The sequence below is a fragment of the Ruegeria sp. R8_1 genome, assembly GCF_017743815.1.
Classification (GTDB): Bacteria; Pseudomonadota; Alphaproteobacteria; order Rhodobacterales; family Rhodobacteraceae; genus Ruegeria; species Ruegeria lacuscaerulensis_A.
This window is the reverse complement of record NZ_JAGHRL010000005.1, coordinates 314,050-330,549: the sequence shown is the minus strand read 5'-3', so window position 1 is coordinate 330,549 and position 16,500 is coordinate 314,050. Positions and strand designations below refer to the sequence as shown.

Genomic DNA, 16,500 nt, shown 5'->3' with positions numbered 1-16,500 from the left:
AGGGAAACAGGAGAAATCGTGCCATCCCTACGCAGCGAAGTCAAAACGATCCATTGTCACATGCGAATGAAACCTTACCTTTTGTGCTATGTTTAGAAACTAGTTTATATTTTAGAGTGAGATAGTTTCCAAAAGAGCGCCTAATTGATGGAAAAACAGGCAGGTTGGTTAATACCTCAAAGCCAGAATCTGGCTTTGAGGTGTGTATTAGGCATTGGCCATAATGGTTTCCAGTGGATCATGTTCCGCAACGAAGTGATCGGACTTGATTTCGTTAAGTTGCGGGACATAGTCCTCTTGGCCAGCGGACAGGCGACTGGGGAGAAACCGCAGGGCAGCCTTCGGATCCATCGGCGAGGGAAGCTCACCCGGGATCTTCAAGCGTTGGCGGCTCCGTTCCACATCTGGGTCAGGGATCGGAACAGCCGATATCAGAGACTTGGTATAGGGATGGATCGGATCAGAACAGATCACCTCGCCATCGCCAAGTTCCACGATGCGGCCTAGATATAAAACCATAATCCGATTGGACACGGCACGGACAACCGATAGATCGTGACTAATGAAGATCATGGAGAGACCGAATTCTTGCTGCAACTCACGAAGCAACTCCACGATCTGCGCCTGAATGGACACGTCCAAAGCCGAGACCGCCTCGTCGCAGATGATCAATTTGGGTTTGTTGATCATAGCGCGCGCGATGCCAACCCGTTGGTTCTGACCGCCCGACAACTCGTGCGGATAACGGTTGATCATGTTGGCGTTTAAGCCCACACGCTCCATCATTTCGCTGACCATCTGCTTGCGCTCGCGGTCCGTCAGATCAGGGCGATAGGTCTTGAGCGGCTCGGCGATCGAAGCCGAGATTGTCATGCGCGGATCGAGGCTAGCCAACGGGTCCTGAAAGACGATTTGCAAGTCCTTGCGGTACTTGTTCAGCTCGGCGCGTTTCAGACCCACAATAGGATGGCCCAACCAGCTGACATTTCCGGCGCTGGGTTCGATCAGTTGCAACACGGCGCGCGCCAGCGTGGACTTGCCACAGCCGGATTCGCCCACAACGCCAAGAGTTTCACCCTTGCGGATGTCAAAGCTGACGCCATCGACAGCCTTGAGCGGCACTTTGCGGCCGAACAATCCGCCTTTGACGTTGATCGGGAAATGCACCTTGACGTCATCGACCTTAAGCAGGGGCTCTTCGACCTTCTCCAACGCCTTGGGCGCATCGCCCGCATCAATGCGTGGCATCGCCTCGAGAAGGGTGCGGGTATAGTCGTGCTGCGGGGCGCGGAAGATTTCGCGGGTGTCTCCGGCCTCGACAAATTCGCCCATGCGCATGACTTGAATGCGGTCGCACATACGGGCGACTACGCCCATATCATGGGTGATCAGGGCAATTGCGGTGCCTTCGTCCTTTTGCAGGCGCACCATCAGGTCAAGTATGTCGGCCTGAACGGTCACGTCCAGCGCCGTTGTCGGCTCGTCCGCGATCAGCAGTTTGGGATTGCACAGCATCGACATGGCGATCATCACGCGCTGACGCATCCCGCCTGACAGCTCGTGGGGGTATTGATCCAGTCGCCGCGCGGCCTCGGGGATGCGGACGCGGTTCAGCCAGTCCAGGCAGCGGGCCCGCGCCTTCGCACCTTGCAACCCTTCATGCACCTGCAGAACCTCGCGCATTTGCTGGCCGATCCGAAGATGCGGGGTCAGCGCGGTCAATGGGTCCTGAAAGATCATGCCCACGTCCGAGCCACGGATCTTGTTCAGGCGGTTGATCGGCAGGTTCAGGATTTCGGTGCCGTTCAGAGTGGCCGAGCCAAGCGCCCGCCCGGCAGGCGGCAGCAAGCCCATCGCGGCCATGAAGGTCTGGCTTTTGCCCGACCCGCTTTCGCCCACGATGCCAAGGCATTCGCCGGGGTTGATGTCGAAACTGATGCCTTTGACGGCCTCGACCACGCCATCGGGCGTGTCGAACTGGACCTTCAGGTCTTTTACGGAAAACAGGCTCATATCAGCGATCCTTCGGGTCCAGAGCGTCACGCAGACCATCCCCGATGAAGAACATCGTGATGATAATGGCGACGTAGAATGTCAGCGGGAACATCAATTGCCACAGGGTGCCATACCCCATGGTTCCCGCCCCTTCGGCAATCAGACGACCCAGCGAGGTGTAGGGTTCTGAAATCCCCAGCCCAAGGAACGAAATAAAGCTCTCGGTCAGGATCATTTCAGGCACCAGAAGCGAGGCATAGACGATCACAACGCCCAACAGGTTGGGCAGGATATGGCGGTACATGATGGTGAATTCGCTGACACCTGCGGCGCGGGCGGCCTCGATAAACTCGCGGTTTTTCAGGGTCAGGGTCTGACCTCGTACGATCCGCGCCATGGTCAGCCAACCAACCGCGCCAAGTGCGATGAACAGCATAAAGAAGGATCGTCCTGCCACTACAAGCAGTAGAATAATCACCAGAGTTGCCGGGATCGCCAGTAAAATGTCGACAAAGCGCATCATGACGCTGTCGGTCCGGCCGCCGATATAGCCGGCGGCGATGCCATAGCAGGTGCCAACGATCAGCGCCGTGGCTGCACCGATCAGACCGACCAGCAGCGATGTGGTGGTGGCCTGAATGACGCGGCTGTACAGATCGCGCCCCAGATCATCGACGCCAAAGAAATGGCCGGTTTCGACCGAGGGCATACCCATGCCCTGCACGTCACCCATAACGTTCCAGTCGATCTCTTCATTGTTCCAGACCGCGAAATAGGGACCGATGATGGTGAACAGAACTATCAGCGCTAGAATGACTAGGCTGGCCATCGCAGCCTTATTGCGCACAAAACGCATCCGCGCGTCCTGCCACAGTGAGCGCCCCTGAATGACCGTGTAATCGGTGATATCTTCGGCCAGGTGGGCGGCTTTTTGAGATTTTCCAAGCATGGTTCGCCCCTTAGTACCGGATTTTCGGATCGAACCAGGCATAGGCCAGGTCGGTCAAAAGGTTCACGACGACGGTCAGCGCGCCATAGAGGATCGTGACCCCCAAAAGTACTGCGTAGTCGCGTGAAAGGGCCGAGCCGACATAGGCTTGCCCCAGACCTCCGGTCGAGAAATAGATGTCCACGAAGACCGAACCGGTCAAAACATAGACGAAGACCGGGCCCAAATAGGAGACGACGGGCAAGAGCGTCGGTTTCAACGCATGGCGCCAGATCACGGTTCTGGTCGGCAGGCCCTTGGCCCGCGCGGTGCGGATAAAGTTCGAGTTCAGAACCTCGAGCATCGACGAGCGTGTGATCCGCGCGATCGAGCCGACATACGAGGTCGCAAGCGCGATAACGGGCATGATCAGGTAAGGCCATTGCCCTCCGTTCCAGCCACCGCCGGGCAACCAGCCCAACCACAGGGTAAAGGTCAGGATCAGGATCGGGCCCATGATAAAGTTCGGCAGCGCCTGAGCTGCAATGCCCAGACCGACGGCGAAATAGTCGATCCAGCTATTGTGCTTGATGGCCGCCGCAATCCCCAGACCCACGCCAATCGTGGTAGCAAACAGGAACGACAGCGACCCATAGGTCAGCGAGATCGGGAAACCTTGGGCGATGATGTCGTTTACATCGCGGTCCTTGAACTTAAACGACGGTCCGAAATCGAAATGCACCACGATGTTATACAGGTAGTCCCACAACTGCTTCCACAGCGGCTGGTCCAGCCCATAGCGTGCCTCGATATTGGCCAGAACCGCAGGCGGCAGGGGCCGTTCCGAGGTAAAGGGCCCACCGGGCGCGAAGTGCATCAAAAAGAAACAAGCGACGATCAGCAACAGGATCGTCGGGACGGCGACCAACAGCCGCCGGATGATATAGGCAAGCATTTCATGCCCCCAATTATTGGCTGTGCCCCAAAGCGGTTCTTGGGGCACAGCGGGATCTAAAGGTGATTACTCGGCTGTTTTGTAGAGGTTTTTGGAGTACCAGTTCTGCTCTACGTTATTGACCGGCCAGTTCCCCACATCGCTGTCCATCATGTAGACGCCAGCATAGTGATAGATCGGGATGACGGGGGTCTCTTGCGCGATGATACGCTCGACCTCGGTATAAAGCGGCGCGGCATCGTCCGAGGTTTTGGCCTGAGCCAGCAGCTCATCAACTTTGGCGTTGCTGTACTTACCGTCGTTATAGCCCGAATCCGATTGCAACAGGTCCAGGAAGGTCGAGGCTTCGTTATAGTCGCCACACCATGCGCCACGGGCCAGATCGAAGTTCTGGTTGCCGCGCTCTTCCAGGAACACTTTCCACTCCATGTTGGCCAGTTGGACCTGAACGCCCAGCTTCTGTTTCCACATCTGGCTCAGCGCCACGGCGACCTTTTTGTGCGCCTCGTCGGTGTTATAGACCATCTCGAAGCTCAGCGGGTTGTCGGCGCCGTACCCGGCCTCGGCCAGCAGTTCTTTGGCCAGTTCGTCGCGCTCTTGCTGCGACATTGACGCCATTTCAACAGCCGGAACCGTAAATCCTGCGGTGGCTTCTGGAACGAATGTATAGGCTGGCGGCTCGCCACCGGCTTTCACGTTGCGGGTGATGATGTCACGGTCCACTGCCAGCGACAGAGCCTGACGGACCTTGGGGTCTTTGAACTCTTCAGGGCCGCCTTCGGACAGGTTGAACGTGTAGTAATAGTTGCACAGACGCGGGAAGCTGATGGCCTCTTCCGGGTGTTCTTTCTGCAGGCGTGGGAATTGACCTGCGGGAACTTCGGTGCGATCCAACTCACCGGCCAGATAGCGGGTCAGGGCCACGTTTTCGTCGTTGATGACCAGGGCCACGACCTTTTCGATGATCGTGTTGTCGTTGTCCCAATACATCTCGTTACGCTCGCGGACCGAACGTTCCTGCGGTAGATGCTCGGTCAGGACATAGGCGCCGTTTGACACGATGTTGCCGGGCTTGGTCCATTCGTCGCCGAATTCTTCAACTACTTTTTGCGGGGCAGGGAAGGTCGTTGAATGCGTGGTCATCTGGGCGAAATAGGGTAGTGGAGCGCTTAGTTTCACTTCCAGAGTATGGTCGTCGATGGCTTTGACACCCAGTTCATCAACGGATTTTTCACCTGCGATAATCTCGGATGCGTTTTCGATCGACATCAGCTCCATGTACCACGCATAGGGCGAGGATAGAGCGGGATCGACGGCACGTTTCCAGGCAAAAACGAAATCGCCTGCTGTAACCGGATCGCCGTTGGACCACTTAGCGTTGTCTCGCAGGGTGAAGGTGTAAACGTCTTTGGCGTCATTGGTGGTAAAGCCGGTTGCTACACCAGGAACCAGATTTCCGTCTTCGTCCTGGTTCATCAAACCTTCGAACAGGTCGCGGACGATTTCAGCGCCTGACACATCCTCGACCACCTGCGGATCGACCGAGCTGTGCTCGTCCAGAATGCGGTATGTAAACGTCTGGTCATCCGCCAGCGCTTCGCCGGTTTCGGGATGTGTTCCAGCCGCAAAGGCCGCGCCAGTGATCATGGTTGAGGTCAGCAGACCTGCTAGTGAAGTTCGAAGGTATGTGTTCATAATCTGATACTCCCGTTCAGTTGGGGCACGGCGCGGGCATCCAGGTAGGATCGCGGCGGGCCGCCTTATGTGTCCGACGCTGACACTGACCGCAGATGTTCAAATTTTGCTTTGACATATCGCAAGAAACATCGCGTCGTCGTCATTCTGTTCGCAGTCGGGAAAGAGATGCGAAAGTTGCCTTTCACTGGGGTTGAACGTGACATTATTTCAAAAAAGGTTAAAGCCTTTGCCTGCAAATTGTGCCCTCTAGCGCCAATCGTGAATGAAACAAGGGTCGGCTCGGAAATATTATGAGGAAAGGTAGTAGCTTCTTAACACTTTTGTGAAAGAGGCATGAGTCGGATTGACGTCTAACCTAGGGTAATTAAGCGATGGCAGGCTTGCGCAGCCACGAATCGCTATCTGGCCAGGGTTGTTTTCATTTCGAAGGTTGGAAAGCAGGTCGGGGCTCGCCCGGTCTCTTGTTGCCAGCGACCGATAGAACGGCGAGTCTTGAAGCCGGGCAAGCCATCTGCTCCTCCGACGTCGTGCCCTTGTGCTTCTAAGGCGCGTTGCATCGCGGCAATATCTGAACGGTATAGACCGTCGATGTCCTCCCAGCGGCCCTTAAAGTCGCCGACACCGAATTGGATGCGGTCGCCCACGTGGCCAACGAACAGCGCATAAAGGTCGCTGTTGTTGTATTTTTTAAGCACGTAGAAATTTGGTGTCACCAGAAATGCAGGCCCTTTTCGTCCAGCAGGCATCATCAAATACCCTTCTCCCGGCAATTCGTGCTGCGGAAACGGTTTGCCCGAAACCCGTTCGATACCCAGCTTAACCCATTCGCGGATAGGTTTGCCCTGGTCAGGTCCTTCCCTCGCGCAAGATATCGAGGGAGGGACTTTGACTTCGAACCCCCAATCGCGACCCCGGACCCATCCATGCTGCACCAAATAATGTCCAATTGACGCTAATGTATCGTCGGCCGAAGACCAGATGTCCGTGGCGCCGTCTCCATTTCCGTCGATCCCATGTTCAAGAAAGCTTGAGGGCATGAACTGAGGTTGCCCTAGGGCACCAGCCCAACTGCTTTTCATCCTGCCAGGCGGTGCAAGACCGGCTTCGACTATCTGCAGGGCCGCAAGCAGCTCATTGTAAAACAGTTCTGCTCGGGTGCTCATGAAGCCTTTTGTGGCCAAGACCTGTATGGCATCGTGCCGGATCGGCACCTGACCATATCCACTTTCACGCCCCCATATGGCCAAAAGAATTCGGGCCGGCACACCCGTTTCAGCTTGAACCTGCGCTAGGGTCTGGGCGTGGCGGCGGCCCATCTTGCGTCCAACCGAAGTGGCACCCTGAACTGATCCCGCGCTGAAATAGCGGGCAGGCGCGCCAAACTCGGCCTGTTTCTGCTTTGCCGGTTGTGCTGCGTTGGCGCCGGGCGGTACGAGGTCGGGAAGATCCCAGTTAAGGGTCACGCCGTCAAAGGCCTGCTGAAAAGTGTGCTTTGAAACACCTTTGGATTTGGCGTCTGGCCAGACGGTTTCATTAATCCAAACCTGAAACTGTCGTTCGACAGCAGTCCGATCCTGACACAGGGCAGGGCTTGCACCAAGCAAGCCGATCAAAAGATACACAAACCAACGCATTTCTCAAGTATCTCGTCCCAAGGGTCTAACAAGTCAACTGTTCAGCCGTTTAAGAATTGGTTGATTGAAATAGGAGCAGGACAATTTACGGTTTCGGAAAACTCTTGAGAATTTTCCAGACTGTGCCGATAGTTTGGCCAGCACAAGCACTGCAGGAGGGCGAGCAGGCGTGACCCACTACAGAGTGTCATCCATTGTTTTGCCATTTGCCATTTTAGTTGTGGCAACAGGGTTTTTTGCGACGGTTGCTCATGCCAGCGACAGCTTTATGGATCCTCAGGGTCCCATCGCGTCTGTCCAGAAAACTCACTTGGTGCGGGCAACCCTTCTGATCATGATCGCGGTAGTACCGGTACTTTGCTTGGTTCCGTTGATTGCTCTGCGTTATCGCAGACGCAAGCACAGTAAGGCGGCTTACGAACCGAGTTGGGATTTTTCGGCGCGTCTGGAATTTTTGATGTGGGGTATTCCGGTCGTGATTGTTGCAGTTTTGTCATTTTATTTGTGGAAATCGACCCATCGGCTGGATCCCTACTCGGCACAATTCGGCGAAACGCCCGCAGTGAAGGTTCAGGTGGTCGGGCTGGATTGGAAATGGTTGTTTATCTACCCGGACCATGGCATCGCCACTGTGGGAGAGTTCGGGATACCTGTAGGGCAACAAGTCGCGATAACGTTGACGACCGACACCGTTATGCAGTCTTTCATGATCCCTGCCTTAGCCGGCCAGATTTACGCGATGCCGGGAATGACCACTCAACTGCATCTCGTCGCCAACACGCCAAAGACCATGCAGGGTGAAAACACGCAGTATAATGGCCGGGGCTTTACCAAGCAAAAATTCCTGACACAGGCCATGCAGTTGCGGGATTTCGATGCGTGGGTAAACAGCGTGCGCGCCAACGGCATTCCGCTAACAACCGAGACCTATAAAACACTGGCAATGCGCAGCGACAGGGACGAGGTGCAGGCTGCATTGGGTACCGCGACGATGCCTCTGAACGCCTTGTATTTCACACTGGATGACGGCGACTTGTTTCATTCTATTCTGCACCGTTACCACAGCGGCCAAGCTTTGTCGGCAGCGCAGCAGCCCGGGACCGTTTCATATGGTCAGGAGGGCGGACAATGACGACTGAGTACAGCGGAATATTCGGCCGCCTGAGTTGGGAATCTTTTCCGATTGCGGGGCTGATCCAGTCTCCGAACGCCAATGAGATCGTCGCCAACGCCGCCGCTGCGATTGTAATAGTCGGAGCAATAGCCGTTGTCGGCCTACTGACTTGGTTTCGTCTTTGGGGCCCGCTGTGGCGCGATTGGCTGACCAGCGCGGATCACAAGAAAATCGGCATCATGTACATCGTCTTTGCCATCGTCATGTTGGCTCGGGGCGTTCTTGAAGGTGTTGTCATGCGCGCTCAGCAGGCCGCAGGCCCAGGTGAAGGTTTTCTGGAAGCTGAACACTTTGCCGAACTGTTCAGTACCCATGGCACAATCATGATTTTCTTTGTCGCGGTTCCCTTCGTGTTCGGCATTGCGAATTTTTTGGTTCCCCTGATGATCGGTGCACGAGATGTCGCCTTTCCGGTCATGAACCAGATCAGCCTTGGTCTTACGGTCTCCGCAGGCATGATGCTGATGGTTTCATTGGTGGTCGGAGAGTTCTCGACCGGTGGCTGGACGGCCTATCCACCCTATACCGGAGCAGCCTTTAACCCCGGTGTAGGGCCGGACTACTGGATCTGGGCCATTGTTGTGTCGGGCATCGGAACAACTCTGACAGGCATAAACTTCGCGGTAACGATCTATAAATTGCGCGCGCCCGGTATGACCTTCATGCGTCTGCCGATGTATTGTTGGACGATCATCTGCAGTTCGATCCTGATCGTTTTCGCAATGCCACCGCTAGGCGTGGCGGCTCTGATGTTGGCGGCGGATCGATATCTGGACTTCCATTTTTTCACCAATGACCTTGGTGGGAACATGATGAACTATGCAAATCTGTTCTGGCTGTTCGGCCACCCCGAGGTCTATCTGCTGGTCCTTCCCGCGTATGGGATTTATTCCGAGATCTTCGCTACCTTTTCGGCGAAACGACTGTACGGCTACAACTCGCTTGTCATCGCCACGATGTCGATCGCGATTATGTCGTTCACGGTCTGGCTGCACCATTTTTTCACGATGGGTCAAAGCGCGCTGATAAATGCGGTGTTTGGGATTGCGACGATGCTGATCGCTATTCCGACCGGAGTGAAGGTTTATGACTGGATGGCCACACTGTTTCGGGGCCGTATCCGTTTCTCGGTCCCGATGCTGTATGGCCTCGCATTCCTTATGCTGTTTGTGATTGGGGGCCTCAGTGGCGTTCTTCTGGCTAATCCAACGTTGGATTATCAGGTTCACAACACGCTGTTTCTTGTCGCGCATTTCCACAACGTGTTGTTGCCCGGGGTGTTGTTTGGTTTGCTGGCCGGATATAACTACTGGTTCCCCAAGGCCTTTGGGTTTCGACTGAACGAAGCTTGGGGGCGACTGACGGTTGTTCTGTGGACAGTTGGGTTCATGTTGACCTTTTTGCCGCTGTATTTCGTCGGTCTGATGGGGATGCCCAGACGGTCTTTCAGTTGGGAGGACACCAGCTTCCACCCCTATATGATCGTTGCGGCGGTTGGATCACTGGTGATCCTGTCAGCATTGCTGGCGGTCGTTGCGCAGCTATGGATCAGTATAAGAGACCGCGAGAAAACACGCGTGCCGGTTGGCGACCCATGGGATGCCCGCACTCTGGAATGGTCGACGCCGGCGCCGCCGCCGCCTTACAACTTCGCCATCATTCCCAACGTGACCGAGCGGGATGATTTTGCTGCGGCCAAGGAACGAAACGAAGCTTACCCGCGGCCTGAGGCTTACGAGGATATTTTGCTGCCGCGCAATACGGCGATCGGTTTCGTTTTGTGTGTCTTCAGTGGTGTTTGGATGTTCGCGCTTGTCTGGTGGATCTGGTGGTTGGCCGCGTTGATGAGCGTCCTTATCGTCGTGGCGTTCATCGCCTGGACGTTCCAAACGGACACCGAAGAGGTCATACCGGCCACCGAGGTGCGCAAACAGCATGAAGCATGGCTTGAGATCGTAAGCAATTCGGACCCTGTCAATCGCGACCATGAATGCACACCTGAAAACCGTGGTCTTGCGCGACCAGATATGGAGGCCGCAACATGAAGCGCGCTCCAACCCATAGTTACCCCGGATTGAACCTGGGCCGCAGGCATCCCGAAGCGGACAAGGCCAGTGAAGTCGTCACATTCGGTTTTTGGGTCTTTCTAATGAGCGACCTTGTCTATTTTGGTCTGATGTTCGCGATCTACATCACCATGATAGATGCGCAGGCCGGTGGACCCGGTCCGCATGAGCTGTTCAACCTCAAGAGCATTTTTGCCCAAACGCTCATCTTGCTAACGAGCAGCTTGACTGTGGGATTGGCGATGCTGGCTCTGAAGTACAACCTGCCACGCTCACGCATTGTGATGTGGTTTGGCGTCACGCTGGTTCTGGGGTTGAGTTTTCTGGTTCTTGAATTGAGTGATTTCATGGCGATGGCTGAAAAGGGAGGCATTCCCCAACGCAGCGGGTTTCTGTCCGCTTTCTATGGCCTCGTTCCACTGCACGGCCTGCACGTTGCTGCCGGTTGTATCTGGTTGATCGTGCTGGGCATCCAGTTTCGCGTTTTCGGTCTGACAGACCTGCTTATGTCGCGGGTCGTCCGGTTGGCCTTGTTTTGGCATTTCCTTGACCTGATCTGGATCGGGATCGTCACGATCGTTTATTTCGGAGGGCTTGCCTATGGATAAGCGAAGCGAAATGCACCGTCGGGAACGCCGCCGTTATCTTATAGGATATGGCGGCTCACTTCTGCTGACCATCTCTGTCTTCATGGCAGCTTTTGTCTTCGGCATTGCGACCAAGGGCGTCTATCTGACCATTGGATTGCTGGGACTTGCGCAATTGATTTTACAGCTGGTCTACTTCCTTCACATTGACCGCAGGCGCAGCAGCCGTGAAGATTTGGATCTTGTGTTGTTTTCAACGCTGGTTTTGCTGATCATCATAGTCGGTACAATCTGGATCATGGGAAATTTGGCGGTGCGCATGCACACGTTTCCAATGTAGTGACCAAGTTGGAAACGCGAACGCTTCGGTATTCAAAGCCTCGTCAATAAAAGACCACATCCAAGCGCTATCCAGCACAAGGCAAGGCTGAGGCATATGTTGCCCGCAGCCAAGGCAAATGTGTTCTTGCGCCGCAACTCCAGCGATTGATATGCAAAGCTTGAAAAGGTTGTGAAGCCACCGCAGAAGCCGAAAACAAGGTGTTTCTGTTCCTCGCTTATCTCAGTCACCCCGCCGAGGTACCCGATCCAGAGGCCCAGAATGAAGCTTCCTGCAACATTTACGATCAACGTCGCGAAAGGCAAATCGTGATTGATTTTCAAAGCCACCCAATGGCGCAGGACCGCACCTAGACCCCCGCCTAAACCAAACATTATATGCTGGTAAAATTCGCTCAACACCCGGACCTCGTGTTGAAAACGCGGCGACCTATTGCTTCGCCCGCGAGGGCGGCAATCAGGCCACATGCGATCTCAAGTACGGCAGCCACTACGGTGTACCAGGGGTTTATGGCGGCCAACATGTCTAAGTCTGCAACAAAAGAGGAAAAGGTAGATAACCCGCCGCAAAACCCGACAGCGCCAAGGTGCAGGACATGGGCATGTACGCGGTGCCTTATGGAATATAGCCAGCCCAAGACAAAACAGGACGCAATATTAATCCCGAAGGTTGTTGTTAGGATCCGAATGCCGGGGATCTCTATAGAAAAAGCCTCTCGAAACAACGACCCTGCTGCGCCGCCCACGAAAACAGCCAAAAACATCCACGCTGTGGCTGAAACCTTCGGGTGGGTAGATTTTTGGGCCAATGGTTTCGTCCGTTTCAAGCGTGCGAGTTGGATACCGTGTGACTAAAGTAGGATCAACTATGAGCCGACCTGAAGCCCTGCCGTCAAAATCACCGCCATCAACATGCACTGATACAAATGCTTGCAATCAAACGCCAAATGCCCCCACGATTTGATCGAACCGCCATCTGATTTGGAGAGCTAGGATGATCGTCCGCAGATTATTTTATTTTCTCAGTTATGTGTGTCTGCCGCTGACGGTTGTTTGGGGACTCTTTTGGCCTCCTGCGCATTGGTTGTTGATATTCTTGGTACCATATTCAGTGATCGGGCTTTATGACGTTCTGACCACCAAGCACAATGTGCTCAACAACTATCCGGTTCTAGGTCACTTCCGATATATGTTAGAGTTCGTCAGCCCCGAGATACGTCAGTATTTCGTTGAGACCAACGAAAGTGGCCGACCTTTTAATCGTATCATCCGTGGGTTGGTCTATGCGCGCGCCAAGGGGCAGGTGGATACGCAGGCGTTTGGTACGCAATACGATATCCTGACCGTTGGATATCACCGCGCCAACCACTCGCTCGCGCCCAAACATGTGGATGAAAGTGAAAAGCGTGTCTTGCTGGGTGGCCCCCAATGCAGCCAGCCCTACAACGCCTCGCGATTGAATGTATCTGCCATGAGTTTTGGTGCCTTGAGCGCAAACGCGATCAGAGCTTTGAATGGTGGCGCCAAGGATGGTGGATTCGCCCACAATACGGGCGAAGGTGGGTTGTCCCCGCACCATTTGGCCGAGGGCGGAGACATCATATGGCAGATTGGAACCGGTTACTTTGGGTGTCGGACTGCCGATGGCGGTTTCGACAAGGACAAATTTGCCGAAAAAGCCGGCACAGAAGTTGTCAAGGCGATTGAAATCAAGCTGTCGCAAGGGGCCAAGCCATCTCATGGCGGTGTGCTGCCTGCCGCGAAAGTTGACGAAGAAATCGCTCAAATCCGGGGTGTGCCGGTGCATCAGGACGTTATTTCTCCACCGGTGCACTCTGCGTTTGAGGGGCCAACGGGGCTGATGCATTTCGTACAGCATCTGCGCGAAATGTCAGGTGGTAAGCCGGTCGGGTTTAAACTGTGTATTGGACGCCCGTCTGAGTTCATGGCGATCTGCAAGGCGATGCTTGCAACAGGGATTGTGCCGGACTTCATCACCATTGACGGTGCCGAAGGTGGCACCGGCGCCGCCCCGGTCGAATTCACCAATCGACTGGGGATGCCTCTGAACGAGGCTCTGATCTTCGTCAACAACTGCCTGCGCGGTGTAGGGTTGCGGGATCAGATCAGGATCATTTGCTCGGGCAAAGTGGCGACGGGATATGACATGATCGAGAAATTCGCGTTGGGTGCCGATATGTGCAACTCGGCTCGGGCGATGATGTTCGCGGTAGGTTGTATTCAGGCCTTGCACTGCAACACAAACAGATGCCCGTCCGGCGTGGCGACCCAAGACCCGATCAGGGGGAGAGCGGTGAACGTACCGCAAAAACGCAAGCGTGTTCAGCGCTACCATGACGCGACTGTGGAAAGCTTTGTAGAAATTCTGGGGGCTATGGGCAAAGAAACCACCGCCGAGTTGCACCCATCAGATATCCGGCGCCGTACCGCAGATGAGCGTGAGAATTCCTATGCTGATCAATACACGCTGGTCGATTCCGGTGCTTTCCTTTCAGGTTCCATTCCGGATGAGTATGCGGCTGATTGGGAACAAGCCACCTCTGAACATTTCTGATTTTTTTACGAATGCCGCCAAGGATTGACCTTTCAGGTGCGTCTTACTCATCGTGATGCGCATGGAAACGTCGGATGAAGACTTGGCTCAAGCCGCGATTGAAGGGGACGCTAAAGCGTTTGCTGTCCTTCTGGAGCGTCACTACGATCGAATTTTCCGTCTGGCCTATCGATTGACCGGCCGCGAGGAACAGGCCGAGGATATTACTCAGGATATCTGTGCCAGTTTGCCGTCCAAGATTGCCGGGTTTCAAGCGCGGTCGAAGTTTACCACTTGGTTGTATCGCGTTGTGGTGAACGCCGTCGAGGACACACGCCGCAGGCAGGCGACGCGCAGCAGAGCCGCGCTTGGGTGGGGCGACGTTGAGCAGATGCGCCGCGCCGAAGCAGCCGAGGTGGCGGAAGCCGTCGAGTGGCTGCAAACAGCGATGCGGTTGTTGCCGCTCGACTTGCAGGAGACGCTGGCCCTGACCCTTGAAGATGAGATGACGCATGCGCAGGCGGGTGAAATATTGGGAGTGTCCGAAGGTACCGTGTCATGGCGTCTTGCTGAAATTCGAAAGCGTCTGCGTGCAATGCGACAAGAGGAGTTGGCACAATGACCGATGATCTTGAGCAGTTGAAGAAAGTAATGGACGTCTCGACCCCGGGTCCAGACGCAACCCGTCGAGCCGCCAATATGGAACTGGCGCAAAAAAACTTTGTGGCGCTCCAAGGATCGTCGGCCCAGGACCGTCCCACTGTCAGACGAGGCCCGTTGGCCCGCGTGACAAAAGGAGCGAAATCCATGTTGAATGCCCTCTCACACCGTGGTCTGCTGACGGCCACGACAGCCGTTGCAGCCGTTGCTTTGGTTGTGGTCCTGCCGCAGACACGTGACTATGTGCCGAACCCGACGTCCTGGAAACAAGTCCAATCCGATGCCCCACAAAATGTGGTGGCTGAGGCTGAAGACGCTCTCGGTAACAGTGAGCCAGTGTATGAAGCCCCAGTGTTGGCCGAACTCGCCGCCCCATTGACTGAGTCGAGAAACCAGCGGGCTACAGGCCAGAAATCCGTCGTAAATGGTAATTCCCTGACTGCGGATGAGGGCGGCAGCACGCCATCTGAGCTGTCGCGCCTGCATGGCTTGTCCCTCGAAAGGGATACTGAGGCGTTTGCCACTGCCGAAACAAACCCGCTGAAAATTACAGCAGACGATCCCGTGTCCACATTTTCGATCGACGTCGATACGGCCTCATATTCAATCGTTCGGTCGTCGTTGCTGAATGGCAAAATGCCCCCGCGTGATGCGGTGCGTATCGAGGAAATGATAAACTACTTCCCCTACGCCTATCCTCTGCCCGAGGATCAGGCGCCTTTCCGACCTTCGATCACTGTAAGCCCAACCCCTTGGAACGATGGGACTCAGCTTGTCCATGTCGCAATTCAAGGTACGATGCCGGTTGTCGAGGAACGCCCGCCGCTTAACCTTGTCTTTCTGATCGATACGTCGGGTTCGATGCAGGACGCCAATAAACTGCCGCTGCTCAAGAAGTCCTTCCGCTTAATGCTGGCTGAGTTGCGGCCCGAGGATCAGGTGTCTATCGTCACCTATGCAGGCAGCGCTGGACAAGTTCTGGAACCGACATTTGCTTCTGATCAAGGTAAGATCCTAGCTGCCCTTCAGCGCCTTGAGGCCGGTGGTTCGACTGCAGGGCAGGCCGGGTTACAGCAAGCCTATGAAGTGGCGGAAACTATGTCTGCTGAAGGTGAGGTTACCCGAGTCCTTTTGGCGACGGATGGTGATTTCAATGTTGGGATGGCTGATCCCGAAGCGCTGCGGGACTTTATTGCTCGCAAGCGAGACAGCGGAACATATCTCAGCGTTCTGGGGTTTGGGCGCGGCAATCTTGACGATGAGGTCATGCAGACGCTGGCTCAGAATGGGAACGGTCAGGCCGCTTACATCGACACCTTGAGCGAGGCGCGTAAAATTCTGGTCGACCAACTGACAGGTGCATTGTTCCCGATCGCAAATGACGTGAAGATTCAGGTCGAGTTCAATCCCGCTCAGATCGCTGAATACCGCCTGATCGGCTATGAAACCCGAAGCCTCCGCCGCGAGGACTTTGCAAACGACAAGGTCGATGCCGGAGATATCGGGGCAGGGCATTCGGTCACGGCGATATACGAAGTGACCCCGGTGGGGTCTGAGGCCATTAGGAACGAACCTCTTCGCTATGCCGACAGCGTGGTGTCCGACGCGTCTGATGAGATTGGCTACTTGAAGCTGCGCTTCAAAGCACCGGGCTCAGAAGAAAGCCAATTGATCCAGGAACCGATTTTCGCCGGGCAGGGCGACGTGACCAAAGATATTGGTTTCTCATATGCCATTGCTGGGTTCGGCCAGTTACTACGCCGAGGTTTATATCTAAATGGCTGGTCTTACGATGAAGCCATCGCACTGGCCAGCACATCCCGTGGCGATGATCCGTTTGGGTATCGATCAGAAGCTGTGACGCTGATGCGCCTCGCGCAATCGCTTGAACGTTAGTCACAACGGGTGCC

General features: G+C 55.2%; 14 protein-coding genes. 7 read left to right on the top strand and 7 right to left on the bottom strand.

The window, feature by feature from the left end:
• Positions 1-207: 207 nt before the first annotated feature.
• The 5 genes from J7380_RS13670 to J7380_RS13650 all read right to left on the bottom strand — a co-directional run bounded on the left by J7380_RS13670 (position 208) and on the right by J7380_RS13650 (position 7,210).
• Complete coding sequence (locus J7380_RS13670) at positions 208-2,013, bottom strand: ABC transporter ATP-binding protein (RefSeq protein WP_209196325.1); 1,806 nt, start codon at positions 2,011-2,013, stop codon at positions 208-210.
• Position 2,014: 1 nt separating this feature from the next.
• Complete coding sequence (locus J7380_RS13665) at positions 2,015-2,944, bottom strand: ABC transporter permease subunit (protein ID WP_209196324.1); 930 nt, start codon at positions 2,942-2,944, stop codon at positions 2,015-2,017.
• 10 nt (positions 2,945-2,954) lie between these two features.
• Positions 2,955-3,878 carry an oligopeptide ABC transporter permease OppB gene (oppB, locus tag J7380_RS13660; protein WP_209196323.1) on the bottom strand — a complete coding sequence of 308 codons (924 nt, stop codon included), beginning with the start codon at positions 3,876-3,878 and terminating at the stop codon, positions 2,955-2,957.
• A gap of 66 nt (positions 3,879-3,944) precedes the next feature.
• Positions 3,945-5,573, bottom strand: a complete 1,629-nt coding sequence (locus tag J7380_RS13655; protein ID WP_209196322.1) for a peptide ABC transporter substrate-binding protein — start codon at positions 5,571-5,573, stop codon at positions 3,945-3,947.
• A 401-nt stretch (positions 5,574-5,974) separates the two neighbouring features.
• Positions 5,975-7,210 carry a lytic murein transglycosylase gene (locus J7380_RS13650; protein ID WP_209196321.1) on the bottom strand — a complete coding sequence of 412 codons (1,236 nt, stop codon included), beginning with the start codon at positions 7,208-7,210 and terminating at the stop codon, positions 5,975-5,977.
• 184 nt (positions 7,211-7,394) lie between these two features.
• Here J7380_RS13650 and J7380_RS13645 point away from each other — a divergent pair, with 184 nt between their 5' ends.
• From J7380_RS13645 to J7380_RS13630, 4 genes are read left to right on the top strand one after another with little or no spacing between them, the layout of a single operon-like run.
• On the top strand, positions 7,395-8,342 hold the full coding sequence (locus J7380_RS13645; protein WP_348539105.1) for a cytochrome ubiquinol oxidase subunit II: 948 nt from the start codon (positions 7,395-7,397) through the stop codon (positions 8,340-8,342).
• Positions 8,339-10,429: a cbb3-type cytochrome c oxidase subunit I gene (locus J7380_RS13640; protein ID WP_209196320.1), complete on the top strand. Its 2,091-nt coding sequence runs from the start codon at positions 8,339-8,341 to the stop codon at positions 10,427-10,429. The genes J7380_RS13645 and J7380_RS13640 overlap by 4 nt, the downstream gene beginning before the upstream one ends.
• Entirely contained in the window at positions 10,426-11,058 is a 633-nt protein-coding gene (locus J7380_RS13635; protein WP_209196319.1) for a cytochrome c oxidase subunit 3, read from the top strand. The genes J7380_RS13640 and J7380_RS13635 overlap by 4 nt, the downstream gene beginning before the upstream one ends.
• A complete protein-coding gene (locus tag J7380_RS13630; RefSeq protein WP_247742559.1) occupies positions 11,051-11,377 on the top strand; it encodes a cytochrome C oxidase subunit IV family protein in 327 nt (108 codons plus the stop codon). The genes J7380_RS13635 and J7380_RS13630 overlap by 8 nt, the downstream gene beginning before the upstream one ends.
• Before the next feature lie 32 nt (positions 11,378-11,409).
• Here the strand turns inward: J7380_RS13630 and J7380_RS13625 are convergent, their stop codons facing one another.
• On the bottom strand, positions 11,410-11,778 hold the full coding sequence (locus J7380_RS13625) for a CrcB family protein (protein ID WP_348539104.1): 369 nt from the start codon (positions 11,776-11,778) through the stop codon (positions 11,410-11,412).
• Positions 11,772-12,140, bottom strand: a complete 369-nt coding sequence (locus J7380_RS13620; RefSeq protein ID WP_209196404.1) for a CrcB family protein — start codon at positions 12,138-12,140, stop codon at positions 11,772-11,774. Before J7380_RS13620 ends, J7380_RS13625 begins: the two co-directional genes overlap by 7 nt.
• Positions 12,141-12,472: 332 nt before the next feature.
• Between J7380_RS13620 and J7380_RS13615 the strand changes: the two genes are divergently transcribed.
• The 3 genes from J7380_RS13615 to J7380_RS13605 all read left to right on the top strand — a co-directional run bounded on the left by J7380_RS13615 (position 12,473) and on the right by J7380_RS13605 (position 16,486).
• Positions 12,473-13,951: an FMN-binding glutamate synthase family protein gene (locus tag J7380_RS13615; protein WP_247742558.1), complete on the top strand. Its 1,479-nt coding sequence runs from the start codon at positions 12,473-12,475 to the stop codon at positions 13,949-13,951.
• 61 nt (positions 13,952-14,012) lie between these two features.
• Positions 14,013-14,552: an RNA polymerase sigma factor gene (locus tag J7380_RS13610; RefSeq protein ID WP_209196316.1), complete on the top strand. Its 540-nt coding sequence runs from the start codon at positions 14,013-14,015 to the stop codon at positions 14,550-14,552.
• Positions 14,549-16,486, top strand: coding sequence for a VWA domain-containing protein (locus J7380_RS13605; RefSeq protein WP_209196315.1), 1,938 nt, complete (start codon positions 14,549-14,551; stop codon positions 16,484-16,486). Before J7380_RS13610 ends, J7380_RS13605 begins: the two co-directional genes overlap by 4 nt.
• Positions 16,487-16,500: the final 14 nt, after the last annotated feature.

Coding starts and splice junctions, on each gene's coding strand:
- J7380_RS13630 (WP_247742559.1), top strand. CDS start 11,051: ATGGATAAGCGAAGCGAAATGCACCGTCGGGAACGCCGCCGTTATCTT.
- J7380_RS13670 (WP_209196325.1), bottom strand. CDS start 2,013: ATGAGCCTGTTTTCCGTAAAAGACCTGAAGGTCCAGTTCGACACGCCC.
- J7380_RS13650 (WP_209196321.1), bottom strand. CDS start 7,210: ATGCGTTGGTTTGTGTATCTTTTGATCGGCTTGCTTGGTGCAAGCCCT.
- J7380_RS13610 (WP_209196316.1), top strand. CDS start 14,013: ATGGAAACGTCGGATGAAGACTTGGCTCAAGCCGCGATTGAAGGGGAC.
- J7380_RS13640 (WP_209196320.1), top strand. CDS start 8,339: ATGACGACTGAGTACAGCGGAATATTCGGCCGCCTGAGTTGGGAATCT.
- J7380_RS13635 (WP_209196319.1), top strand. CDS start 10,426: ATGAAGCGCGCTCCAACCCATAGTTACCCCGGATTGAACCTGGGCCGC.
- J7380_RS13665 (WP_209196324.1), bottom strand. CDS start 2,944: ATGCTTGGAAAATCTCAAAAAGCCGCCCACCTGGCCGAAGATATCACC.
- oppB (WP_209196323.1), bottom strand. CDS start 3,878: ATGCTTGCCTATATCATCCGGCGGCTGTTGGTCGCCGTCCCGACGATC.
- J7380_RS13655 (WP_209196322.1), bottom strand. CDS start 5,573: ATGAACACATACCTTCGAACTTCACTAGCAGGTCTGCTGACCTCAACC.
- J7380_RS13620 (WP_209196404.1), bottom strand. CDS start 12,140: ATGTTTTTGGCTGTTTTCGTGGGCGGCGCAGCAGGGTCGTTGTTTCGA.
- J7380_RS13605 (WP_209196315.1), top strand. CDS start 14,549: ATGACCGATGATCTTGAGCAGTTGAAGAAAGTAATGGACGTCTCGACC.